This is a genomic window from Kurthia huakuii LAM0618 (assembly GCF_000505545.1).
GTDB lineage: Bacteria > Bacillota > Bacilli > Bacillales_A > Planococcaceae > Kurthia > Kurthia huakuii.
Genome location: NZ_AYTB01000002.1, coordinates 22,042 through 46,627, shown reverse-complemented (window position 1 = coordinate 46,627; position 24,586 = coordinate 22,042). Strand labels below are relative to the sequence as shown.

The 24,586-nt window shown below is 40.4% G+C and carries 23 protein-coding genes; 8 read left to right on the top strand and 15 right to left on the bottom strand.

The window, feature by feature from the left end:
- Positions 1 to 35: 35 nt before the first annotated feature.
- Entirely contained in the window at positions 36 to 1,085 is a 1,050-nt protein-coding gene (locus V514_RS0100250; RefSeq protein WP_029497662.1) for a nitric oxide synthase oxygenase, read from the bottom strand.
- 462 nt (positions 1,086 to 1,547) lie between these two features.
- Here V514_RS0100250 and V514_RS0100245 point away from each other — a divergent pair, with 462 nt between their 5' ends.
- Positions 1,548 to 3,035 carry a catalase gene (locus V514_RS0100245; protein WP_029497661.1) on the top strand — a complete coding sequence of 496 codons (1,488 nt, stop codon included), beginning with the start codon at positions 1,548 to 1,550 and terminating at the stop codon, positions 3,033 to 3,035.
- A 219-nt stretch (positions 3,036 to 3,254) separates the two neighbouring features.
- Positions 3,255 to 4,400: an IS200/IS605 family element RNA-guided endonuclease TnpB gene (gene tnpB, locus V514_RS0100240; protein ID WP_029497660.1), complete on the top strand. Its 1,146-nt coding sequence runs from the start codon at positions 3,255 to 3,257 to the stop codon at positions 4,398 to 4,400.
- A 135-nt stretch (positions 4,401 to 4,535) separates the two neighbouring features.
- Here tnpB and V514_RS20730 read toward each other — a convergent pair whose 3' ends face one another.
- The 4 genes from V514_RS20730 to V514_RS0100220 form a co-directional block, all read right to left on the bottom strand.
- Positions 4,536 to 4,664, bottom strand: coding sequence for a hypothetical protein (locus tag V514_RS20730; protein WP_268744190.1), 129 nt, complete (start codon positions 4,662 to 4,664; stop codon positions 4,536 to 4,538).
- A 63-nt stretch (positions 4,665 to 4,727) separates the two neighbouring features.
- Positions 4,728 to 5,660, bottom strand: coding sequence for an AEC family transporter (locus tag V514_RS0100230; RefSeq protein ID WP_029497659.1), 933 nt, complete (start codon positions 5,658 to 5,660; stop codon positions 4,728 to 4,730).
- A gap of 137 nt (positions 5,661 to 5,797) precedes the next feature.
- The gene (locus V514_RS0100225; protein WP_029497658.1) at positions 5,798 to 6,244 is read right to left on the bottom strand and encodes a helix-turn-helix transcriptional regulator; all 447 of its coding nucleotides are present in this window, start codon (positions 6,242 to 6,244) and stop codon (positions 5,798 to 5,800) included.
- 148 nt (positions 6,245 to 6,392) lie between these two features.
- Entirely contained in the window at positions 6,393 to 7,964 is a 1,572-nt protein-coding gene (locus tag V514_RS0100220) for a sensor domain-containing diguanylate cyclase (RefSeq protein ID WP_029497657.1), read from the bottom strand.
- Positions 7,965 to 8,425: 461 nt separating this feature from the next.
- On the opposite strand from V514_RS0100220, the gene V514_RS0100215 reads away from it, so the two are divergent.
- Positions 8,426 to 8,773, top strand: coding sequence for a heme oxygenase (locus V514_RS0100215; protein WP_029497656.1), 348 nt, complete (start codon positions 8,426 to 8,428; stop codon positions 8,771 to 8,773).
- Between the two features lie 147 nt (positions 8,774 to 8,920).
- On the opposite strand, the gene V514_RS0100210 is transcribed toward V514_RS0100215, so the two are convergent.
- A complete protein-coding gene (locus V514_RS0100210) occupies positions 8,921 to 9,676 on the bottom strand; it encodes an amino acid ABC transporter ATP-binding protein (protein ID WP_029497655.1) in 756 nt (251 codons plus the stop codon).
- 176 nt (positions 9,677 to 9,852) lie between these two features.
- Here V514_RS0100210 and V514_RS0100205 point away from each other — a divergent pair, with 176 nt between their 5' ends.
- Positions 9,853 to 11,013 (top strand): acyl-CoA dehydrogenase family protein, encoded by a 1,161-nt coding sequence (locus V514_RS0100205; RefSeq protein WP_029497654.1) that lies wholly within the window; start codon positions 9,853 to 9,855, stop codon positions 11,011 to 11,013.
- A 140-nt stretch (positions 11,014 to 11,153) separates the two neighbouring features.
- Here V514_RS0100205 and V514_RS0100200 read toward each other — a convergent pair whose 3' ends face one another.
- Positions 11,154 to 12,050 carry a C40 family peptidase gene (locus V514_RS0100200; protein ID WP_029497653.1) on the bottom strand — a complete coding sequence of 299 codons (897 nt, stop codon included), beginning with the start codon at positions 12,048 to 12,050 and terminating at the stop codon, positions 11,154 to 11,156.
- A gap of 223 nt (positions 12,051 to 12,273) precedes the next feature.
- On the opposite strand from V514_RS0100200, the gene V514_RS0100195 reads away from it, so the two are divergent.
- Positions 12,274 to 13,473, top strand: coding sequence for a class I SAM-dependent rRNA methyltransferase (locus V514_RS0100195; protein WP_029497652.1), 1,200 nt, complete (start codon positions 12,274 to 12,276; stop codon positions 13,471 to 13,473).
- A gap of 160 nt (positions 13,474 to 13,633) precedes the next feature.
- Here the strand turns inward: V514_RS0100195 and V514_RS19550 are convergent, their stop codons facing one another.
- Positions 13,634 to 15,466 (bottom strand): S8 family peptidase, encoded by a 1,833-nt coding sequence (locus V514_RS19550; RefSeq protein WP_029497651.1) that lies wholly within the window; start codon positions 15,464 to 15,466, stop codon positions 13,634 to 13,636.
- A gap of 208 nt (positions 15,467 to 15,674) precedes the next feature.
- Between V514_RS19550 and V514_RS0100185 the strand changes: the two genes are divergently transcribed.
- The gene (locus tag V514_RS0100185) at positions 15,675 to 16,148 is read left to right on the top strand and encodes a hypothetical protein (protein WP_029497650.1); all 474 of its coding nucleotides are present in this window, start codon (positions 15,675 to 15,677) and stop codon (positions 16,146 to 16,148) included.
- 37 nt (positions 16,149 to 16,185) lie between these two features.
- Here V514_RS0100185 and V514_RS0100180 read toward each other — a convergent pair whose 3' ends face one another.
- The gene (locus tag V514_RS0100180; protein ID WP_029497649.1) at positions 16,186 to 16,803 is read right to left on the bottom strand and encodes a PH domain-containing protein; all 618 of its coding nucleotides are present in this window, start codon (positions 16,801 to 16,803) and stop codon (positions 16,186 to 16,188) included.
- 105 nt (positions 16,804 to 16,908) lie between these two features.
- Here V514_RS0100180 and V514_RS0100175 point away from each other — a divergent pair, with 105 nt between their 5' ends.
- A complete protein-coding gene (locus V514_RS0100175) occupies positions 16,909 to 17,598 on the top strand; it encodes a response regulator transcription factor (protein ID WP_029497648.1) in 690 nt (229 codons plus the stop codon).
- A gap of 4 nt (positions 17,599 to 17,602) precedes the next feature.
- Complete coding sequence (locus V514_RS0100170; RefSeq protein ID WP_029497647.1) at positions 17,603 to 19,015, top strand: sensor histidine kinase; 1,413 nt, start codon at positions 17,603 to 17,605, stop codon at positions 19,013 to 19,015.
- Between the two features lie 45 nt (positions 19,016 to 19,060).
- Here the strand turns inward: V514_RS0100170 and V514_RS0100165 are convergent, their stop codons facing one another.
- The 6 genes from V514_RS0100165 to V514_RS0100140 form a co-directional block, all read right to left on the bottom strand.
- The gene (locus V514_RS0100165) at positions 19,061 to 19,693 is read right to left on the bottom strand and encodes a DedA family protein (RefSeq protein ID WP_029497646.1); all 633 of its coding nucleotides are present in this window, start codon (positions 19,691 to 19,693) and stop codon (positions 19,061 to 19,063) included.
- Between the two features lie 170 nt (positions 19,694 to 19,863).
- Positions 19,864 to 20,220: a YxeA family protein gene (locus tag V514_RS0100160; protein WP_029497645.1), complete on the bottom strand. Its 357-nt coding sequence runs from the start codon at positions 20,218 to 20,220 to the stop codon at positions 19,864 to 19,866.
- A 4-nt stretch (positions 20,221 to 20,224) separates the two neighbouring features.
- The gene (locus tag V514_RS0100155) at positions 20,225 to 22,114 is read right to left on the bottom strand and encodes an ABC transporter permease (protein ID WP_029497644.1); all 1,890 of its coding nucleotides are present in this window, start codon (positions 22,112 to 22,114) and stop codon (positions 20,225 to 20,227) included.
- Positions 22,101 to 22,865, bottom strand: a complete 765-nt coding sequence (locus V514_RS0100150) for an ABC transporter ATP-binding protein (protein ID WP_029497643.1) — start codon at positions 22,863 to 22,865, stop codon at positions 22,101 to 22,103. Before V514_RS0100150 ends, V514_RS0100155 begins: the two co-directional genes overlap by 14 nt.
- Positions 22,866 to 22,999: 134 nt before the next feature.
- Positions 23,000 to 24,148: a VanZ family protein gene (locus tag V514_RS0100145; protein ID WP_029497642.1), complete on the bottom strand. Its 1,149-nt coding sequence runs from the start codon at positions 24,146 to 24,148 to the stop codon at positions 23,000 to 23,002.
- 63 nt (positions 24,149 to 24,211) lie between these two features.
- Positions 24,212 to 24,505: a DUF6509 family protein gene (locus V514_RS0100140; protein ID WP_407636635.1), complete on the bottom strand. Its 294-nt coding sequence runs from the start codon at positions 24,503 to 24,505 to the stop codon at positions 24,212 to 24,214.
- Positions 24,506 to 24,586: the final 81 nt, after the last annotated feature.

Sequence of the window (24,586 nt, the reverse complement as noted above, 5' to 3'; positions counted from 1 at the left end):
TTTATTATTTTCTGTTAAAAGGAACTTTATGGCTATTATAGATGGAATGGAGGCTTTTGGTAACAATAAAAAGGCTTTTTCTTCGTATTGTCTAATGTTCGATGGTAAATATCTGCCGTTGCTGGTGATAATGGCGGTACGAGCCACACCCAGTTGCCGGTTACATCACGCCCCGCTTGTTGCTCCTGCTTTTCAAATAGAAGAAACTGCTCCACCGCTGTATGGTGATCGACAATCGACACACCGTCTTCCTTATACGAATAAAGTACGGCGCGATTTAACTCGACAAGAGCATAGTCTTTCCAGAGCGAGGCATTTTTTGATGTATCTAAGCCCATTTTTTCCGCGATAGTCGGCAGCATATTATAGCGATTCTCATCAGCCAAGTTACGTGCGCCAATTTCTGTCCCCATATACCAACCGTTAAATGGCACCGATATAAATTCAATACCACCAACATCTACTTTCATATCGGAAATCATCGGCACCGCATACCATTTCAATCCAAGCTCGCTAAACCACTCAAGTGTTGGATGACGCAGTGGTACTTCTAAAATATGCGCCGCTGGAATGTCAAAAACGACAGGCGCATCGTCTGCTACTTGAATGACAAGTGGTAAAACGTCAAAGCGCCCTTGCTCCCCTCGCCAGCCAAGCTCAAGACATTTTTTCGTAAACTCAACCGACGCTGGGTCCCCGATAATACCCGATGCTGTTTCATAACCCGCATAACGAACGAGCTGATGATTCCAAATGCGCACGCTCGGGTCAAATACCGAAATGGTCGAGCGAATTTTGCCGCCATTTGTCGCGTAATCAATATGTTCAATCAACGCCTCATAAATCGCTTGTGGCGTCCGTAAATCGCGGCGGTCAAAGGTGTGAAGCGATTTCCAAAACAAGCGGCCGATGCATTTATTGCTGTTGCGCCACGCAAGCTTCATCGCGTAATCGATTTCTTCTGATGTATATTCAACAGTCCCCGCTGCGTGGATTTGTTGTAAGCGTTGTTCCACATAAGACGGTGTTAGTTTATTTTCAGCTGTGTACTGTTCTAAAAAATTTTGTAGTTGTTCTAACAAAATAGCCACTTCCTTAAAATAAGTCTTTCTTACATCATGTGCTTAGCTCCGTCGATTGTACAACCATTCATTCCATAAAAAAATATGTATTTTAGATGTATGTAAAAAAAACGTCACATCTTCATTTTCATCTAGCTGTCTTTATTCTATTGTTGTCATTCCCTCACTAAATTATCAATTAGCACCTATATTATCACTATTATGAACGTATTAATGAGAATATAAAAAAGCTTGTTTCAATGTAGAAAACAGCGATTATCTTCGTAAAGAAATGTTTTTCCGTGCGCAATAAAGGGTATGTATATATGTTATACGTTTCCAGAACACTCATTATATCTTTACACATCATTCACTTAACAATTATAATTTCTAAACAATAATTATTATTATTTACTTTTCATTCTAAATAACTTCTGTTATAGTAATTAGAGAAGAGAACATTAACTCATATGGGAGGCAATATGAATGACGAACAATAACAACGAAAAATTAACGACAATCACTGGTGCTCCAGTTGTATCACATGATAATACACAAACTGCAGGCCGTCGTGGTCCAGTCCTATTACAAGACGTATTCTTAATTGAAAAATTAGCAAACTTTAACCGTGAAGTAATCCCAGAACGTCGTATGCACGCGAAAGGTTCAGGTGCATTCGGTACGTTTACCGTTACACACGATATTACGAAATATACGAAAGCAAAAATCTTCTCTGAAGTAGGAAAACAAACAGAAATGTTCGCTCGTTTCTCTACAGTAGCCGGCGAACGTGGTGCTGCTGATGCAGAGCGCGACATTCGTGGTTTCGCGTTAAAATTCTACACTGAAGAAGGAAACTGGGACATGGTTGGTAACAACACGCCGGTATTCTTCTTCCGCGATCCATTACACTTCCCAGACTTAAACCATGTTGTAAAACGCGACCCTAAAACCAACATGAAAAATGCTAACTCAAACTGGGACTTCTGGACAATGCTTCCTGAGGCATTACACCAAGTAACAATCGTCATGTCTGACCGTGGTATTCCAAAAGGTTTCCGCAACATGCACGGTTTCGGTTCTCACACATACTCATTCATCAACGCTGATAACGAACGCGTATACGTGAAATTCCACTTCCGTACACAACAAGGTATCGAAAACTATACAAACGCAGAAGCTGCTGAAGTTGTTGGTAACGACCGCGAATCTTCACAACGCGACTTATTCGGCTCAATCGAGCGCGGCGATTTCCCTAAATGGAAAATGTTCATCCAAGTAATGACTGAAGAACAAGCGCGCAACCATAAAGACAACCCATTCGATTTAACAAAAGTTTGGTACAAATCTGAGTACCCATTAATCGAAGTTGGCGAGTTTGAATTAAACCGTAACCCAGAAAACTACTTTGCTGATGTTGAACAAGCTGCCTTTGCACCGTCAAACGTTGTGCCAGGTATCTCATTCTCACCTGACCGTATGCTACAAGCGCGTCTATTCGGCTATCAAGATGCGACACGCTACCGTTTAGGCGTGAACCATCACCAAATCCCTGTTAACACACCAAAATGTCCATTCATGGTTTATCACCGTGATGGTCAAGGTCGTGTGGATGGTAACCGTGGCTCTGCAATCACGTACTATCCAAACAGCTACGGTGCTTTACATGGCCAAGCTGAATATAAAGACCCTGCACTAGAGCTTGATGGACCTGCTGACATCTACGACTTCCGCGAAGATGACAACAACTACTTCGAGCAACCAGGTAAATTATTCAACTTAATGAGCGATGACCAAAAGCAACAGTTATTTAATAACACGGCTGCTGATATGGCACCGGTTGAAGACTTCATTAAAGAACGCCACATCATCCACTGCTACAAAGCAGACCCTGCGTACGGTGAAGGTGTTGCCAAAGCAATGGGTAAAGATATTAACGATATCGACGTCAACAAAGAAATCAAATACTTCTAGACCTTGATTAAGAGAAGTAGCCACGGCTGCTTCTCTTTTTTTGCAGACGAAAAAGGAGCTTGGGCACTAAATGCTCAAACTCCTTTTTTATCATTTTTTCGCAGAAGACACCCTCCTCAACGCGTGGAGCGAGTAGGTGGGGGATGAATGCGGTGCTTAAAAGTAGAAATGGAACGTTTGTTTGTGTTAAACTAGAAGGCAAACAAGGAGGTGTTCGCCATGATCTACAAAGCATACCCATTTCGTCTCTATCCGAACAAAGACCAACAAGCGTTGATTCATCAAACGCACGGTCATTGTCGTTTTGTCTATAACCATTTTCTTTCATTATGGAATACAGCATACAAAGAAGAAGGAAAAGGCTTAAATCGCTCCAGTATGTCTAAACTGCTGACAAAACTGAAAAAACAGGACGAGACAGCCTGGTTACGCAACGTAGATAGTGTGGCCTTACAAACCTCCTGTGAACAGCTCGTGGATGCATTCGGGCGTTTTTTCAAGAAACAAAACAACTATCCGCGTTTCAAAAGCAAGAAAAACGCCGTGCAAAGCTATACGACCAAAAATACGAATCACAATATTGCGATTGTCGGCAACAAAATCAAGTTACCCAAACTAGGACTCGTCAAATTCAAACAAACTCGCGCGCTCGAAGGTCGAATTATGCGTGCAACGATTCATTACCATGCGAGTGGGCGTTTTTCGGTGTCCATTACGTGCGAAGTCCCCGAATTTCAGCCCCTACCAAAAACCCATCAAGCAATTGGCATTGATTTAGGCATCACCGATTTCGCGATTCTTTCGGATGGACGTAAAGTCGATAACCAACGCTTTACGGCTAAGATGGAACAAAAGTTAAAACGTGAGCAGCGAAAACTTTCACGCCGTTACGAACAAGCGAAAAAAGACAACCGGGTTTTACGAGACTGCATGAACTACCAAAAACAACGCCGTAAAGTGGCGCGTTTACGTGAAAAAGTGGCGTTTTGGCGCGAAGATTTTTTACACAAGTTGACGACGGCATTCATTCGCCAGTACGATGTCATTTGCGTCGAAGATTTAAACACAAAAGGGATGCTGAAAAATCATAAATTAGCGAAAGCCATTAGCGATGTATCCTGGTCCTCGTTTGTGCAAAAACGGATGTACAAAGCGAAGTGGTATGGCCGAACAATCGTGAAAACCAATCGCTTCTTCCCATCAAGCCAACTATGCCATGTATGTGGGCATCATGATGGCAAGAAAGCCTTAGAAATCCGCGAATGGACTTGTTCATCATGCCACACGACACTCGACCGCGACATCAATGCAAGTCGCAACATTTTAGCAGAAGGATTACGCCTTTTTGAAGCAACCCAACCGTAGGGACTACGGAGCTCGCCTACTAAAAAAGTGAAGCCGCTGTTTCGAGCAAATAGGAACAAGCATGCACTGTTCGTAGGAATCCCCCACTTCAAGCGAGATCGTGAAAACGCTAAGTGGGGGTAGTTCAAGTTCATTTTAATGATTGTCAGTAGCTGATGCGTAATAATTATGATCTCGGTCATCATTCGATTCATTCTCGTTTGGACCGCATGCTGCAAGTACAAGCGTACACGCCGCCAATACGAACAATAATTTTTTCTTCATCGAATAACGGCCTCCTTTCAGTAATTAGCCATATTCTACTACAAAATAACCATTTATACAAACTTAAATCGGATACAAAATACGCGCCGCATAAATAACGACCGTTACCGTTAAACAGCTAATAATCGTTGTAACAAGCACCGTTTGCGCCGCTAAATCAGGCTCAACATCATACTCAAGCGCGAGCGATGAGCTATTACGTGATGTCGGGAAGGAGCTTGCGATAAGCAATGACTGTGCAACGACACCATCAAAGCGGAACAAATAAATAAGAATCATCGCCACAATTGGCGCTAAAATAAGACGGCCAAAACAGCTTAAATACAACATTTTATTAAACAATGTTTTCATTTTAATTTTCGCAAGTTGTGCACCTAATGTAATCAGTGCAATCGCGATAAAGGCATCGGCCACATGATTGAGTGGAATGCTTAAAAATTGTGGCAATGGAATATCAAAGTAGTTCATAAACGACCCTAATACAAGCGCGTGAACGATTGGTAATTTAATAATATCGCGCAAAATATCGAGGCCTTTTTTTGACGTCGCTATTAAATTGTACAAACCATATGTATACGTCGTTAAATTTTGAACGACAATCGTAATGATTTGAATCGCAGTCCCAAGTGGTTGCGTGCTAAAAACCATCTGACTAACCGGCAAACCATAGTTTCCAGAGTTCATGAGCACGATACTATTTTTAAATACCGCGGCCTTCGCTCCTTCTAACCGTAAAATTTTCACGAGCACATTACTAATGCCCATCAATGCAAAAATAAAGACGAATAAATAAAGAAGAATTTTGCCAAGTACGGCTGCCTCGACTTCCGTTTCATAAATATTCAAAAAAATCGCAGCGGGCATTAAACAAAAAGTTACGAGATTCGATAATGCTTTTAAATTAAATTGAAATCGTTGTTGAATAACGCCCCCTATTACGAGTAGGACGAGAATAGGCGCAACGACTTGAAAGAAAATCATGCTTAAATAGTACATTCTTTCACCTCAAATTGTTTTCCACTTCTCATTATGCCTCTTTTTGGTAAAAAGAAAAAGAGGCCCTTTAACAGACCTCTTATTTCATGTCATATTCTTCTCTCAAATTACTTCGTTCAATCAATATCGAACAGTCATTACTGAATCTTTGCGTAATGATCTCGTGTCAGTGGCTCGTCGAAGCTCGTAAAGATGCGGAATCCTTCTGTATCTACAATACGATAATGGTGGCTTAAAATATTTTGTTGCAAACGGTATGCAACGGTTTCTTCAAGTGTTTCCCACCAGACATTTGTAGTTGGTGTCGTTTTCATTGGTCGAGTAATGCAATCGTGCGCTGTTAGTTCAATTACTTCTAATGGGTCGCCGCCCAATATATTTTGTAAAATCGTGCTGTCTCTAAATAGTGCACAAATTGTCACGGCAACATTCCACCCACACATAATGCGTTGTTTTTCGATTTGTACAAGTGTTTTTTTTGAAATGCCAACAATATCGGCCATTTGATCTTGTGTATAACTATTTTCTGTTCGTACAAGCTTGATTTTTTCTGAAACAATTTGAATAATTTCTTCGCGATTCATTATTCCCACCTCTCTCTCATATGTTACACATTACGAGTAGAAATGAATAATAAAAAAGGACAATTGTCATAAAATAAACCCAAAAAATTGTCTATTTTGTTACCATTGTTATAGATATCGCTCGATTTAATCCTTTACTAAAGTCGACTCATTTCGCAAGTACTACTTGATTCCTACCATGCTCTTTCGCATAATACAGCGCTTCATCTGCTTTTTCAAACAACGTTTTTGGATGATTCGCATCAATCGGGAATGTCGCAACGCCGGCTGACAACGTCACTTGAATGTCGTGTGGGGCAAGCGTTGCCTCTACATCTTGTCGTAGTAACTCCGCCATTGTTGCTGCCACATCAGTTGGTGTATTCGGTAATAAAATAACAAACTCTTCGCCGCCATAGCGACAGCAAACATCTTCACTACGCGCGACATTTTCCATTTTACGTGCTAAAAATTGTAGCACTTCATCACCAACGCTATGACCGTACGTATCATTAACTAACTTGAATTTATCAATATCAATTAAAATAATCGAATACATGCGCTGTTCAGCAAACCAACTATTTATTAATTCATCGATTGTACGGCGATTCGTCAGCCCGGTAAGTGCATCCGTTGTTGATTGATCGCGGAAGAAATGCACTTGATTGTGCAAATGTGAAAAACTCGACATAAGCGATTGCTTTAATTGAATCGCTTCATAGTACCATGCCGTGACGCTTTGGTAATTTTTCTGCGCCTCATCCGCTTCATCACGGTCAAATTCCGTAATATTCGCAAGCTCTTGCAATGGTTTCGCGATTTTGCGCGCAAGTATAATCACGATGATCAAGGCGACTAATAACAGTGGTAAGCCGACTAATATCATGCGCTTCACCATCTCACCCGCTGGCGCTATCGCTACATCGGTCGGGCGCTGTGCCACGACACCCCATCCACTAATCTCCATCTTCGCATATCCTGCCAACATATCTTTATTTTTCGTATTCGTAACGCGCTGCGCACCGGTATCTATATCCATTGTCAGCATTTTTTTCACGACTGCATTGTTCATTACTTGCTCGCCGATGCGTTGCTTGTTTTCATGATAAATAATTTGACCATCACTATCGACAACATATACATATGAACCGTCTTCATATGGATGTTTGCCAAGCAATTGGTTTAAGACATTATTTTCTTTTAAATAAATCGTACCGCCTAACACGCCTAAAAAATTATTTTTCGCATCGTAAATCGGCGTCGAAATAAAGATAATTTCGCGTCCTGATGCGCCGGTATAAGGCTCTGAAATCATCGGTCTACGCTCTTTCAACGCGCGCTTTGATGCCTCTGACGTCACCTTAATACCTTTTAAATTTAATGTTTGTGGCGACGTCGCAATGACTTTACCTTGCGGATTCATGACAAGAATCGAATTGAATGCGGTCGAGCCTCGGCGCAGTAAATCAGCCTTGCGTTCGAGTCGTGCGTTATCATCGATATACGCACTCATTTCGGTCGCATTAACGTTTAGCAATTTAAATGTTTCTTCTAAATAGTCATTTGCACTAGTTGCTAATTTTTCAGCATATACACGATTGGTTTCAAGCGTGCTTGCCATAAGCGTTTTTTCATTCATGCGATAGCCACTCCAAATACTAACGAGTGACGTTAACAAAACCGCTAAAAAAGCAACACCCATAATAAGATATTGCAATTTAAATGTTGCATATTTTTTCATATTCGGTCCTCTAATTTTTTTGACATTACAAGCATTTTAACACATCCTTTTTACCTATTGCGAATGAATTCAAGTAAGACATAATTTAGATGTCCAATTAACTTTTTTAGACTTTCAATCTATTTTTTTCTATAAATATCCAATTTTCATTGTTGGAAATCCCTTCCTGTTTTATAATTGAGGTAGATTAGAATACTAGGAATTAGTCCCCCTGTATTCTTATCGCCTTGCTAGTATCGCTCATACTAGTAATATGCACGTTCTACATTGTTTAGGAAGGACATTCCCCAAATGACCTTCGTCTTCTAAATAACGCATACCCAAAAGTAGAACTCTCCTTAATATAGTGAAAAGCGTCATTCTTCCCCCAAAAAGAATGACGCTTTTTCATTGCAACAATTCGAAAAATAATATACGATTTTCACTGTACAGTATACTTAATTTTAAAGGAGTGGAAAGCTATGTTTATCGTAACAAACCGCATTAAAGTGAAAAAAGGTTTCGCAGAAAAAATGGCCCCTCGTTTCACATCAAATGAAGGACTAAAAGATTTCAAAGGCTTCGTAAAAACAGAAGTAGCCGTTGCACGCGACTTTGAAGAATATGATGAAATGAGCGTTAATATGTTCTGGGAATCATTAGAAGACTTTAAAGTATGGCGTGACAGTGATGCCTTCCAAGCAGCACATAAACGTCCAGAGCCAAAAGAAGGCGATGCACCACAAGGTCACGGCGGCCCACAAGCAGACTCTCCAATGTTAGGTAGCCAAATCGTTGTTGCTGAGATCGTTTCATCAACAGAAGCATAAGCAACTAAAAAAAGGCTGGGATAAAACAGTTCATTTCCCTTTTTTAGAGTTCGCAACGAAAAACCGGAACGGCGCCACAGTGCCATCCCGGTTTTTCTTATGCTCATCTGAGTTAGTGTTTTTACTCGTATGTCCTAGCCTCTTTTTTTAAATCATATATTCCGGTTGTCGATTGAGTCGTCGTAAAAATTGCTGTGTACGCTCTTTTGATGGATGTAAAATGACTTCTTCTGGCGTGCCTTCTTCAATAATATGACCACCATCCATAAAGACAACGCGACTTGACACTTCGCGCGCAAAATCGATTTCATGTGTCACGACAATCATCGTAATACCTTCACTGGCGATTTCTTTCATTAAATTAAGCACCTCTCCGACCATCTCAGGGTCTAGTGCAGAGGTTGGTTCATCAAATAAAATCACTTCTGGATTTAATGCAAGTGCACGGGCAATCCCAACGCGTTGCTGCTGACCACCCGATAAGCTTGATGGATACACATCGCGCTTTTCTGCTAAGCCAACTTTTGTTAATAGTTGCTCGGCGATATGAATCGCTTCGTGTTTTGGTCGCTTTTGCGCGACGACTAAACCTTCCACAATGTTTTCAAGCACCGTTTTATTTTGAAATAAATTATAGTTTTGAAATACCATTGCCGTACGCTTACGCAGTTGTAAAATATCTTTTTTCGCTGGTTTCTTTGCGTTAATTTTTAGTTGCTCGCCAAGTTCAATCGTGCCCTCGTTTGGTTTTTCTAAAAAGTTAATGCAGCGTAAAAAAGTTGTTTTCCCCGAACCAGATGGCCCAAGAATCGTTAAGACATCGCCCTTTTGAACTTCAAGACTAACCCCTTTTAACACTTCATTATCGTTAAAGCTTTTATGAATATTCGTTAATTTAATCATCTATTCACCGCCAAAATCGTTATCTGTCTAAGTTAACGTAAATTTAACATAATAATTCCTACCTGTAAAGTATGTTTTTAATGAAAAGTATAGATTTTTCTGTTTATTATCGGTATGATTAAACTATCAAATTTAATTCTTACTAAAAAACTATACATTAAGGAGTTGCTTTAAAAATGGGTACACTGGACGCTTTTATTACATCAGACAAACAACGTCACATAATTGAACAATTACATACGTTAAAACAATCAATCGCACAACGCGGTGAACAAGCTGATCGTGAAAACGGCTTTCCTGCTGAGAGCTTCGAAGACTTATTGACGATTGGCTACAATAAAATCACGCTACCTGAAACATATGGTGGCCTCGGCTTTGGTATTTACGATATGATTTTATTCCAAGAAACACTCGCAAGCTTTGACGGCGCAACAGCGCTATCAATTGGCTGGCATTTAGGAATCGTTGGCGATTTATATGATAAAAAACTTTGGAGCGATGGGCATTTAGATGATTTTGCCGACAAAATTGTCAACGAACGCGCGCTAACAAATCGCATTTTAAGTGAAGTCATTACCGGTAGTCCAACGCGTGGTGGCCGTCCTGGCACAAACGCGACATTTATTGACGGGCAGTGGCATATTAACGGCCATAAAAGTTTTGCGTCACTTTCTTATGCAACGACACATTACATTACCTCCGCATGGATTCCTGAAAAAGAATCGATTGGCTTCTTTTTAATTCCGCAGCAAAGCGCTGGCCTTACAATTAAAGAAACGTGGGATATGATGGGCATGCGTGGTACGGCGAGTCATGATTTAATTTTCGATGATGTGGTCGTACCAGATGCAGCGCTCGTTGAACTTAACAACAAGCCGCGCAGCGCAAAAGTGAACGGCTGGGCGCTCCATATTCCGGCTGTGTACTTAGGGATTGCACAAGCTGCTCGCGATCATGCGCTGGAATTTGCACGCACATACAAACCTAACAGCTTAGAATTCCCAATCGGCCAGCTACCACATATCCAAGAAAAAATCGGACAAATGGAGCTGAAGCTAACAACAGCGCGCCACTTCTTATATGATGTGGCGAAAAAATTTGAAACGCCTGAAACAGCTGATTATGCAGCAGGCCAACTCGGTGCGGCAAAACATGTCGTTGTCAACAATGCACTTGATGTGGTCGATATCGCGATGCGTATTGTCGGGGCGCAAAGCTTAAAGGCGAGCAACCCACTAAATCGCTACTACCGTGACGTGCGTGCGGGTCTGCACAATCCGCCGATGGACGATATGACGATTACGAAACTCGCAACAGCTGCGTTAGATGAAAAATAACAAAGCGGCTGGGTCAAAACAGTCCATGTTCCTTTTTTAGCGTTCGTAACAAAAACCCGGAACCGCGCCACAGCGCGATTCCGGGTTTTTTTATGCTCATCTGAGAGGGTGTTGTTACACGTATGTCCGAGCCTCTTTTTTTAGCGGTATGTACCGTAACCAACGATACGTTTATCCCAATAGCCATCGTAAAGATTTGAATATTTGACGCTTTTGCCTGCAGCATGGATTAATTTATTATTTCCTGCATAAATCGATACATGTGATACACCGCGGCCAGACGTATTGAAGAATACTAAATCACCTTTTTTAAGTTGTGATTTTGAAATCTTTTTCGATGCCACGTATTGTGCTGCTGATGTACGTGGTATTGTTTTACCCGCAGCATGTTTGTACACATAACTTGTGAAACCAGAGCAATCGAAACCGCTTGGTGTTGAGCCACCCCATACATATGGTACGCCTAAAAACTTCGCGCCGTATGCTGATAATGAATCAAATGATGATGAATTCCCTGTTTGTGATACGTATGATTTTAAGTTTGATTTTGGCGTCCAGCCGTAGCCGTTTACTTTCACCCAACCCTTACCGTTTACAGTACGGTATGCTGATGTTTTAATCTTTTTGCCTGATGATAATGTACCGAGGCGCTTATTGTGACCGCCCGCTAAGTTATAGTAGTTTTTCGCTTTTTTCGTCACGAATGTTTTCTTATATGTTGATGCGCTAGAGACTGTTAAACGTTTAATGTTAGCTCCAACAATCCAGCCTAATTTCCCACCGTTGTAAGAAATTTTGTACCATGTCTTGCCGTTGACTGTACGTTTATGTGTAAGTTTAATCTTTGTGTTCTTTGAAACTTTACCGATTTTTTTCGTTGATGCGCGGTGATAGACACTTTTTGTTTCGGTCGTTACATATGTACCTGACACTTTTGTTGCTTTTGATGTTGCTGCGCTTGCCGTTGTTAAATCGATGCTCGTGACTGTCCCTAAACCTACTGCTGCTGCCATTGTTGTTGCTAAAATTTTCTTCAAAATAAATCTCCGTATTCTTTGTTATTTTTATGATTTTATAATATATATTTGTTATTTTTTTATCATTAACAACTTTAATTCTAGGCTAATAACCCTTGTCATACAACGACAGGATGTTTACAAATCAATTAAGAAATATGACATCACAATCGTATCTTGTAACATCGCTTTATTATTTGAAACATGAGATAATAGAAGAAACTTAAAAATGAAGGATGACATTATGCGAGAAACTATTACATTACGTATCGACCCTAAATACGCAGGAGATTTAAAGAAAGGTTATCCGCTTGTGCTACGCAAAGCCATTGATGATGAAGACATGGCTCGTTTAGAGGAAGGCGACATTATTGAGGTTGTCGATCACTTTAACCGTTTTATCGGCAAAGGCTATCATGGGATTCAAAATAAAGGCATTGGCTGGATTTTATCAACAAGTGAACAACAAGAGCTAGACCAAGCATTCTTTACGAAAAAAATTAATAAAGCATTAGCGCTACGCAAAGATTTCTTTAATGATGAAGAAACGACAGCTTTCCGTATTTTTAACGGCGAAGGGGACGGCATCGGTGGTTTAACAATTGACTACTTCGACGGTTATTATATGATGAGCTGGTATAGCGCTGGTATTTATTCCTTCCGCGACTACGTCATTCAAGCATTATCAGAGCTCACACAATTCACAGCATTGTATGAAAAGAAACGTTTTGATACAAAAGGGATGTACATCGAGCAAGATGATTTTGTAGCAGGTACACCGGGCGAGTTCCCACTCATTATTAAAGAAAATGGCATGAATTATGCGATTGATTTAAATGATGGCGCGATGACTGGTATTTTCCTAGACCAACGCGATGTTCGCCGCACAATTCGCGACCAATATGCAGCTGGCACAAACATGTTAAATACATTCTCATACACCGGTGCTTTCTCCGTTGCAGCAGCTCTTGGTGGCGCTAATAAAACGACAAGCGTTGATTTAGCGTCTCGTAGCCTCGGTAAAACAATTGAACAATTTTCGATTAACGGCATCGATTTTGAAGAACAGGACATTAAAGTGATGGACGTGTTCCACTACTTCAAATATGCGGCGCGTCATGAATTGAAATTTGATTTAGTCGTTTTAGACCCACCAAGCTTTGCGCGCACGAAAAAAATGACGTTCTCTACCGCAAAAGATTATCCGAAATTAGTAAAGGATGCGATTGCGATCACTGAGAAAAACGGCATCATCGTAGCTTCAACAAACAATGCGAGCTTCGGTATGAAAAAATTCAAAACATTTATCGACCAAGCATTTAAAGAGACGAATACAAAATATAAAATTGTTGAACAATTCGGCTTGCCGAAAGATTTCCGCGCCACGCGTGAGTTCCCAGAATTCAACTATTTAAAAGTGGTATTCATTCGTAAATTGTCATAAGAAAAAACACTTCTAAAGGGTCAAAACTTTAGAAGTGTTTTTTTACGAGTAATAAAAATAAAATGAAACGACCTTTCTCCAATGAATCATCGAAAAAAGTAGTTAACAGCATCTCGTGGCGATGCCTGGGTAGTGAGGAAACATTGGTCATGCCGCATTTTTAAACATCAAAATAAACAATGATATGCTTTTCTAACGGTTTATTTTTCGTCGTTTTCACACCGCTGCGTTCTAATACGAAAGCATAACGCCCTGGCTTTGCTTCTGTTGGTAATTTTAGGCACCACGTCTTGTTGTTCACCTTGCTCACTTTATAGCCTGCTACGGATTCCCCGCTTCGTTTTAAGCGATGACTTGACGTTTTCACTGATTTTAGCGGCGCCTCAAACTGGATGTCACTGTACCCTTTTGATGCCATATTCGTTAAATTAGTTAGTTTCACAAACGATGCCGCTGTCTTATCATCCGATAAAACAACGGCATGTTTTTTTGTAGCGGCTGCGCGCATATTTTTACGCTTCGCATAACTTAATTCATCACTTAAACTATAGAGCGTCGAATAATCATCGCGCATATCGATGTGCATTAAATTAGCCAATAATTGATTGAGTGATTTTTCGTGCGTTTCAATATAAGCGCGCGACGCATTTTTTTTCGCTGTACGCGCGACAATTTTTTTCGCTGTTTCAGCCTTCACACCTGCTGTACTTACCGGTACAACGGCAATCTCATGCTTGGAAGATGCTTTTAACTTTTTGATTGTATACGTCGTGTTCGCCGTTGTTTTCACACGCTTTCCATCAACATAAATTTCATACTTTGAAACAGGAACCGTCGCATTTTTAGGCATGCTGTAGCGAATGCGCAATTCATTTTCATCAGTGTATGTCACTTTTAATGAACTCACTTGTTGCGGTGCTTGTAGCGTATAAGATAGGAAGCCATAGCCATAGATTGGATCGCGGCCGTCACTGCCTAAATCCTCGGTATAATTGCGTAAATACGCACGAATTTTTTCAGTTGACCAATCGGGATGCTGCTGCTTAAGTGTCGCGATGATTGCCGTCACATGCGGCGCCGCAAATGACGTGCCGGTATACAATTTATTCGTTAAGCTCGTTAACTTTTCGCCCGGTGCGACAAATTCTAATTCACTGCCGGTATTTGAAAAACGCGAATGATTTTTTGCGGCATCTACGGCCCCTACCGCAATCACTTCATCATATGATGCCGGATAATTAATCGGTTTTTTCGCATAATCATTTCCTGCTGCTGCAACCATGACAATGCCGGCATCTTCGGCGGCTTTCACCGCATTATGTAAAAGCTGATAATCTTTTTTTGTACCGAGCGACATATTCAATACTTCAATATCCTCGTCAATCGCCCAATCAATGCCGGCTAAAAAATCCGACACCGATGCTTTATTGTCATCGTCAAAAATCTTAATGCTATAAAGCTCCATATTCGGCGCGATGCCCGGTAATGTTTCATTTGTTGATGCTAAAATATTGGCAACCATCGTACCGTGGCGCTTCAAATCGCGGTCCTCATCATCGTCAACGAGCGACACGCGGTGAACATTTTCTAAACCCTGTTGCTCAACGACACCCGTATCAATCATGCCGACCTTCACATCTTCACCGGTTAAATCATGTGCCCAAGCGTATGATGTATTCAGCAACTCTAAATTCCACGGTAACGTCGTACTAAGCGTTTCAAGCTCAATCTCACGCATTTCAACAAGTTCGATATGCGCATCTTGTTTCAACATGCGAAGCTGTGCTGTCGTAAACGTTCCTTCAACGGTTTTTAAATTTTCATAATGATTTTCTATATCGATATGGTTGCGTTGAATGTTGTCGAGTCCGGTTGCATCTTCATAGATTACCAGCGCCTCCCGCTCATGCGCTTCGGCTTGTGGAATCACGATAAATAAAAAACTACAAACGGTCACAAAACACATAACACTCCATTTATAAAAACTTGTCATATTCTCCACCATTTCATATTCGTTCCTATTACTATAACGTATTTTCGTTATTTTGTTGAATGGTTCATTCGAATTTCCATGTTACATGTTAGCTAAAGGAAACATCGCTACATGGACTCCTGAATGTGCAATGTTTACGACTCTGTTCTATAATATACAAGTATTGCATTCGCAACTGGGACATCTACATATGAGAAGGGATTTTACAGTGAAAAACAAAAATTTCAAAATTCGTCTAAATGGATGGTCAGCGCTTGTTGTTATTTTGTTAGCACTCGTGCTGTTTGTTAGCGTGATTGTATTCGTGCCGTTATTTGTGATGTTCGGCCTTTACAACATTCTCGCAAAATTTGAGCTTGCTCACATCGATTTATTCGAATCATTTTGGCATGATATAACGTATTTTGGCGGTTTTATTTTATTACTTGTTCTATTAATTTTTGCACTCGATTTTTTAACGTTATTTATTCTTGCAGCATTTAAAATTCAAATTACGACACTCGTTGACCTTATAAGCATTTTGATACAAATGGTCATCTCTATCGGTATCTTCCATAAATTTGTGTTACCTTATTTTGATCGTATTTCGATGGAATGGCTCGGAATCATCATTTTATTTACGCTGTTTTATGGCATCATCGCCATTTTCAGCTACGAGAAAAGCGCACCAGCAGAACCATAGAAAAAGAGGCTCGGACATCATGTCCAAGCCTCTTTTTCTATTGATTAATATACAGTTCAAAAACATCGCTGTAATCGACGCGCTTGTACTCTTTTTTATGCTCAATTAACCAGCTATTCGCAAAGCGTGTAATTTGTTCAAACGATTGCGATGGCGTCACAGTACCCTCAGAACTACTGCGACCGACTGCTGACGCTGCTAAATTTAAGCTCTGTTGTGCGTAGTCCATGTGAATCGTATTGTTGTGCATAATCGTTGAAATTTCATGTAGCGCTTTATATAAATCTTTAATTTCCGTATCAAATTTTTTATGAATGTCGATAGAGACAGGAATACCGGCAACGGTAAATTTGATTTCCACATCTAAATCAATCGTTCCCGCTGTTTCAAGTGTCACATCGGTAAATGTCGTTGTTTCATAATCGTAGCGACGTAGCGTACGTTTTTTACTCATCGCACTCGTACCATCAACGTGAATTAACGCGAAGTTTGTAAAGCAATATTCATCTGATTTTGTTTTAATTAAAAAATAGATTGTTTCTTGTTTCTCATGTTTCACGAAGTCATCTGATTCCGTCTTATCAAAATCCTCGCGTGGTACAACAATCCCAATATCTGATAACCCTAATGCATCTGAAGCTATTTTCTTAAACATCTAATTCCCCCATTCATATTGTTAATATTCTTTACCCCGAAACGTGCCAAAAGGTTTCATTTTTTTTGACAGTTTCTCTATACTGAAGAAAAAGGTGGGATTTAGATGACGGAACATACGATTTTAATTGTAGAGGACGAACCTGAAATTGCCTCGCTATTAGAACGTGTATTACATAAAGAAGGCATGGCGCATACGGTAACGGCTGGCTCTGTTGCAGACGGTTATGTGCAATTTAAACGAGCAAAACCATCGCTCATTCTACTCGATATTATGCTGCCAGACGGCGAAGGGTATGAGCTGTGTAAAAAGGTGCGCGAGGAGTCGAATATTCCAATTTTATTTATGTCGGCAAAAGATGATGAGGTCGATAAACTGCTCGGTCTTGCAATTGGTGGCGATGATTATATTACAAAGCCTTTTAGCCCAAAGGAAGTTGCGTATCGCGTCAAAGCGCATTTACGCCGCCTTGGCTATAGCGATGTTCAACAACCCTTACACGTTGGACCGTTTACGATGGATGCTGCTGAAACGAGCGTCACAAAAGAAGGTGTAGCGCTTGATTTAACAGCGAAAGAAATTGGTTTACTGGCGATGTTTTTACGCCACCCCAATCAAATTTTAAGCAAGGAAACGTTGTTTGAACGCGTGTGGGGCGAAAGCTTTTTCGGCTCCGATAATACGATGATGGTCCATATTCGTCGCCTACGTGAAAAAATTGAACACGACCCTTCAAAACCACAACATATCGTCACCGTTAAAGGACTCGGCTACAAATTTGTCCAAGGGAGTTGATTAAATGCGCTGGAAAATTGCGAGCCGTTTTTTACTCTCGACAATTGCGATTGTCATTATTGTTTTAATCGTCAATGCGCTCATTGGCTTCGTGCTCATTTGGTACCAAGCAACGCAAAAACCGTTGAGTGATTCACCAGAAGCCTTTACGCGACAGCTCGCCACTGAAATTCAGAGTGACGGTAGCAACATTGCCTTTACTACACGCGGTAAAACGTTGTTAGATGAGCGTCATGCATGGCTACAAGTGCTTGATGAGCGCGGTCATGAAATCTACGGTTATAACGTGGCAAAAGAATTTCCTAAGCACTACACGCCAACCGAACTTATTAACAATTACAAAAACCGTATCGTCGCCGATACAACGCTCTATATTAGCGAAACCGCTAGCGGGCAAAGCTATATTGTCGGTATAAAAGATGCCAATATCCAGCGCCTCATCTGGACGTTAAATAAAGATACGTGGGCACTTATGTTTACGCGCTATTTGCTCATTTTCCTCTTTGCTGACGTCTTAATTGCGTTATTGATTGGCGTCTTTTTTGGACAAAAGCTGACGAAGCCGCTGCATCAATTAATTGAAGGCATTAGCACGTTACGACAGCGCAAATTTACGCAGTTGCCGGTGAAAAGTAGTCTTTATAAAGAAGTATTTGATAATATGAATGAGCTATCCGATACGCTAAACAGTTATGAAAAGTCGCAAAAGCAAAACGAAAAAATGCGCGATGAATGGATTAGTAATATTTCGCATGATATGAAAACGCCACTCGCATCGATTCAAGGGTATGCGGAGCTCTTAGAATATGCCGAAACACCCGAGGAAGTGGCCGAATATAGCCGCATCATCACACAAAAATCATATTATATGAAAGAGCTGTTAGATGATTTAAATTTAACGATGAAGTTGCGCAACAATGCCTTACCGCTTCAATTAAATGATACGAATCTCGTTACATTTAGCCGTGAAGTCGTCATTGATGTGCTCAACGATGAAGCGTTTCATGAACGTTCGCTCACTTATGTTGTAGAGGACGACCCGATTCGCGCATGCGTGGATCATAAGCTCATGAAACGTGCGCTACTGAATTTTATTTACAATGCATTTATCCACAACGAACCCGATGTTGACGTCACCTTAACATTGTCGAAAAGTTATCCACAGGACATGTTAGACGACGAAAAGTTATCCACAATAAGCGCCTGCATTACAATACAAGATAATGGTAAAGGCATCGCAGATAATGAACTTGAAAATATTTTTGAGCGCTACTACCGCGGAACAAACACAACAAATACGCGCGGCACAGGACTTGGGACGGCGATTGCGCGCGACATTATTGAGGCGCATCGTGGCCGCGTTGTACTGCATAGTGAAGTAGGCATTGGGACAACCATATTCATTTTATTGCCATAACAAAAAGCACACACTGTCAATAATCCTACAGTGCGTGCTTTTTTCTTACTCGCGTTCTTTTGCGCCAACTAAATTGGATGCTTTTTGGCGTTTCTTTTTATACAATTGAATACCGGCATAAACAATAATCCCTACCGCAATCACGAGAATAACCGGCGTCATATATTCAGAGAATAACGCGCTCGCCTCTTCCCAATTTTCGCCAAGCTTCATACCTAAATAAATATAAAGCGCCGTAATCGGTAGCATCGCGGAAAATGTATAAATCGCAAACTTCCAAACGCTCATTTTTGCCATGCCACATGGCACAGAAATCGCGGTACGCACAACCGGTAAAAAACGCGCAAAAAAAGCTACGCCCGCACCGTATTTTTCAAAGAAACGGTCAGCCGCATCGACTTGACGTTCATTAATTAAAAAATATTTACCATACTTTACGACAAGCGGACGGCCACCATAACGCCCCAATGCATACAATGTCAGCGGCCCAATCGTACCACCAATTGTACCCGCTATGACCATGCCAATATAGTTAAACTCGCCATTTGCGACCCAAAAGCCTGCAAGTGGTAGTACAATTTCTGCTGGAACAAATTCAAAACATAATGCTAATAGCACGCCAAAATAGCCGAGGCTTTTAAACACCATGATCATCGATAAAACGAATTCTTCAATCACTCATAATACTCCAATCTTATTTTGTCGTTGCTTCGATTTTTACATAGATTCAATTAGCATTGCAACTATGAACAAGCTGACATATCGTATAATTTTGCTATTTGCCATGTAGTCGTCATATATCTTGCAAGAAAAATTAAAAAAAAGGCTGCTTTTCGCAACCTCATTCATTATTGTAATTTTGCTTGTGCTTTTGCTGGGATATCGTCAAATTTCACTTCATCATATGAGGATACACCGTCTTCTTTCACATACATTTTCAAATAAGCATCGTGACGCAGATTTTTTTGTGCTCTAAACACTAATTCACGCTCGTCACCTTGTTCATTGTACGCTGGTAATTTGTAGTTATAATCTTTATACACTTGACCACCCGGACCGCGCGATTCAGATACTTCCCCATCTTCGGTAATTTGTACATAATAGTGGTCCGCATTCATGCGGTTAAAGTCGATTGTCATTAAAGCGTATAATGCGCCGAGACAGACAACGAATAAAATAGCGATTGTGAGTAAAAACTTTTTCATTAAATTATCCCTCCGATTGAATCGTTTGTTTCATAATATTTGTGTAAGACCATACTGTTAATACATAGAATAACGCATAGACGATCGTGTAAGCGAGCATCCACATACATACTGGCACGACTAAATTCATCGCTAATAAACTAGAAAATGCATTTAACGCAATGGCGCTGTGTAAAATCCCAACGACAAGTGGTACGAAGAAAATAATGAAGTTTTGTCCTGCAATCGATTTACGCATCGCTTTTATCGACACGCCCATCTTATGCAGCATGACATATTTTGCTTTATCTTCTTCAGCTTCTGTTAACATTTTAAAGTAAATAATACTACCTGTTGACGCCAGGAATACAAGTCCTAAGAAGCTACCGATAAATAGCAACACACCAATGCTTTCAACATTGCTCTGCTGATCGGCGAATTGACTACTAATATACGCATCCTCAGGTAACATAGTAGCGATTTTTTTGGCCTCGTCTTTCGTCGCATTCGCATCGACAATAACTTGGAATGTTTGCGCTGTTGCGCCTTTTTGTCGTGCTAGCTGTTCATACGTGTCGTCTGGTACGACAATCGTTAAATAAGCTAATGCGACATTTAACACATTGTATGTTTCATAGCCAACAACTTCGTATTGTTCATCATGCGCTTGTAAGGTCATACCGTTATAAGCTGGTGAAAAACGTTCGTCATAAGTCGCATCAAGCACGTAGAACTCATTCCCTTTCACATGAATTTCATCGCGTCCATGAACATGTGCTAAACGATTATAATCTGACTGCATCATAAGCGTATAGGCCATTTGCTCACCATTATAATCAAATGGTTGCTCTAGCGTTTGGACTGTACGATTGTATTCAACATCGCCGACAAGACGATTCACTTTATTCGTTACCAGCTCGTCTTGCTCAACAAACATATACGTGTTTGGGTCCATTTGCTTTACGGCTGATGAAATATTGTAATACATACCAAATACCGCGCCGCCCGCTGTAATCGTTGTCGCACTTAAAATCGCAATCAATGTTAGCGTTGTCGCATGTGCCTTTACACGATGTAGGAGCTGCGAAACCGTCACGACACGCAAATTACGCCACAACCATGTTTCAGATTTTTTCAGCCATTTTAATACCGTCCCCGTAAAACTATGGAACAGTAAATACGTGCCGATAATGACCGAAAATAAAATAATCATCGGTGCCACGAGTAAACCGAGCGTTTGCCAAATGTCACTCATCATATCTTGTAGCGCTAAAAAGTAACCAAGACCGATTAAAAAGACGCCAAGCGCCGCAATGACCGGATTCGGTTTTGAGGCAAGCTCTCGCTGCGCCGACGCATGAAATAGGTCAATTAATTTAAATTGATAAATGACGCGGTAACCTTGCAGCGAGGTGATAAGGAAAATAATCATAAAGACGAGCGCCGTATTGGCAACTGCCTGCCATGAAAAAGCAAACGGTGCCGCCACATCATAACCCATTAATTTAATTAAAATGGATAATAATCCTTTTGAAGCGAGAAAGCCAACGACAATCCCTGCGAGTAATGACACCGCACCTAATAATAAGTTTTCAAAAAATAGCATGAAGCCGATTTGACGTTTTCGAACGCCAAGTAACGCATACAGCGCCACTTCTTTTTTACGTTTTTTCATAAAAAATGCGTTGCAATAAAAAATAAAAATCGCGACAAAAAAGATTAATACAAAGGCCGCACCACTCATCAGCGAGCCAATTTTTTGAGAGCCCTCAATTTCCTTTTCAATCGTCTCGCTATATTTCAACGTCACAAACGTGAAGTAAATGACAATCGAAAATATCATCGATGCCATGTATAAAAAGTACTGTGAGAAATTGCGCGCGACATTCTTTTTAGCGATGCTAAATAATGTCATGCGCGCCACCTCCAAATGTTGCGACCGTTGCTAAAATGTCTTGGAAAAACTCCTTGCGCGTTTTTGACCCTTTATGTAACTCAGTCGATAACGCTCCGTCTTGAATAAATAAAATTCGTTCACAAAAACTCGCCGCAAACGCATCATGCGTCACCATCATAATTGTCGCCTGTTTCGCTTCATTTAAATGTTGAAAACTTTCAAGTAAGTCGGTCGCTGATTTTGAATCGAGCGCACCGGTTGGCTCATCGGCTAAAATCATCGACGGCTCGGTCACAAGCGCGCGCGCCGCTGCAGTACGTTGTTTTTGACCACCGGATATTTGTACCGGATATTTTTCGAGTAAATTAGCGATGCCAAAGAGCTGTGCGATCTGTTGCACACGCTGATTAATATCGCTTGATTTCACCTTTGCAATCGCCAGCGGTAGTAAAATATTTTCCTTTACCGTTAAGGAATCGAGTAAATTATAATCTTGGAAAATAAAGCCGAGATGATCGCGACGAAAATCAGCGAGTTCATTTTCGCTCATCGCATGTAAATTTAAATTGTCCATGACAATCGAGCCTGCTGTTGGCGTATCAATCGTTGCGAGTAAATTAAGAAGCGTCGATTTCCCTGCCCCACTCGGCCCCATAATACCGACAAACTCTCCTTTATCAATCAAAAATGTCACATCATTGAGCGCGACTACTTCATTTTGTCCTTTACCAAACTTTTTTTGTATATGTGCTACATCTAATAATGCCATGTATGTCCCTTCTTTCGCTGTTGTTCATATCTTTACTTTAAAGCTGCTACCTTACATGCTGTTTAGGCAAACCTTACAACAACCTTAAGTTCACAAAAAAAGACGCTCCTTGTAGTAAGGAACGTCTTCATACATTATTTTTTACGCGTTGTATATAAATCCGATGATTCATCAAAGAAGAAGCGGCGTTTTCCTTTACCAAATACGACAAGCATGATGTGGATAAAGAGCACGACCATTAAAATAGCCGTTAAAATCGACGATCCAACCGCTAAAAAGACCGATGCTTTATAGTACGGTGACGCCATTGTTACTTCGACGTTATTTAACACGCCAACAACCGCGAGTGTAAAGTAGGCCATATAAAAGGCGGCATAGCGTTTAATTAAGCGTGAAATCGTCGTTTTCTTCGATAATTTACTATCGTAACGGAAACGCATAATCGCCGTACCGACTGTGCGACCATTCCAAAGTATTGGCACGACGCACATCCAAATGAATGACACGATTGAAAAGACGATAAATGATGTCACTTCATTTTGATTTGTGAAATATAAAAAGACTTGGCGAATAATATCGATTAAGAAAATATCAATCGCAATCGCTAGTAAGACCGACATTGATTTTACTTCATCGCGCTCTAATAAATAGTTTGCGCGCGCATCGATGCGTTCTTTTGATGGGAACATCGCAAGTACGGCCGGTGCTAAGAAGAAACCTAAAATGGCTCCTGATGTATTTAACAGCAAATCATCGACGTCAAAAATACGGTACGCACAATTGTAGATGCCATAAATGCCAGTAATTTGCGTCACTTCATAAAATAGTGTCGTTAAAAAGGCAATGATGGCTGCTTTCCACCATAATTTTTTATGCGTTAAAAAGTAACGTAAATACACACCTAATGGCATTAATAAAATAAAGTTAAAAAATGCTTGATAAAATGCTGGTTGCTTAAAAATCAGCATATACGTCGCCGGACGCGTAATATCAAACCAGCCACCGCTTAATGTGTCCGCAACAAAACGGAATGGCATAAGCGAATAATGCTGTGTGTTTGGATTTTGCATCGCGCACGTATTACGCGTATCTGGTAGCGGTAGTAACACTAAAAATAGTGCTGAAATCATGTAGAAAATAAATGAAAATGATAACAATGTTTGTGATAATGAAAAAAATCCATGTTTTCGATACATATGTATCATCCAAGGAATCCATAAAAGAAATCCTAGCAAGATAAATACAATCGAAGCAGAATAAAGCGGCTGCATATAAGCCGACATGCACTACGCCCCCTTTATAAAAAAGAGGCAGCTTGGACAAATGCCCTAGCCTACCTCTCGTGATTATTCTCCAGCTGTAATATGCGCTGTAATAAACGCTAACACATCAGCCTCTTCATCCTCTTCTAAACCAAATTCAAGAATTGCTTGATCTGATTTTTGAATGAAGAAATAATTAGCGATTTTAATAGCATCGTCATTTTTTGATGCGATCACACGTAGGTCGATGCCGCCTTCAGTATAAAGTTCATCTTCTTCATCTACTTCGATATCTAATAAAAATTCGAAGCGTTGACCTTCTAAAATGTTTGTTGGGTCTTTAATTTCTTCCATCGTATATGCGAGAATATTCATCATTTCGACTCCTTTAATACTAGTTCACCTCTTTATGATAACGAATATTTTTAATTAGTAAAGTTTTGACCACTTTTTTTCTTA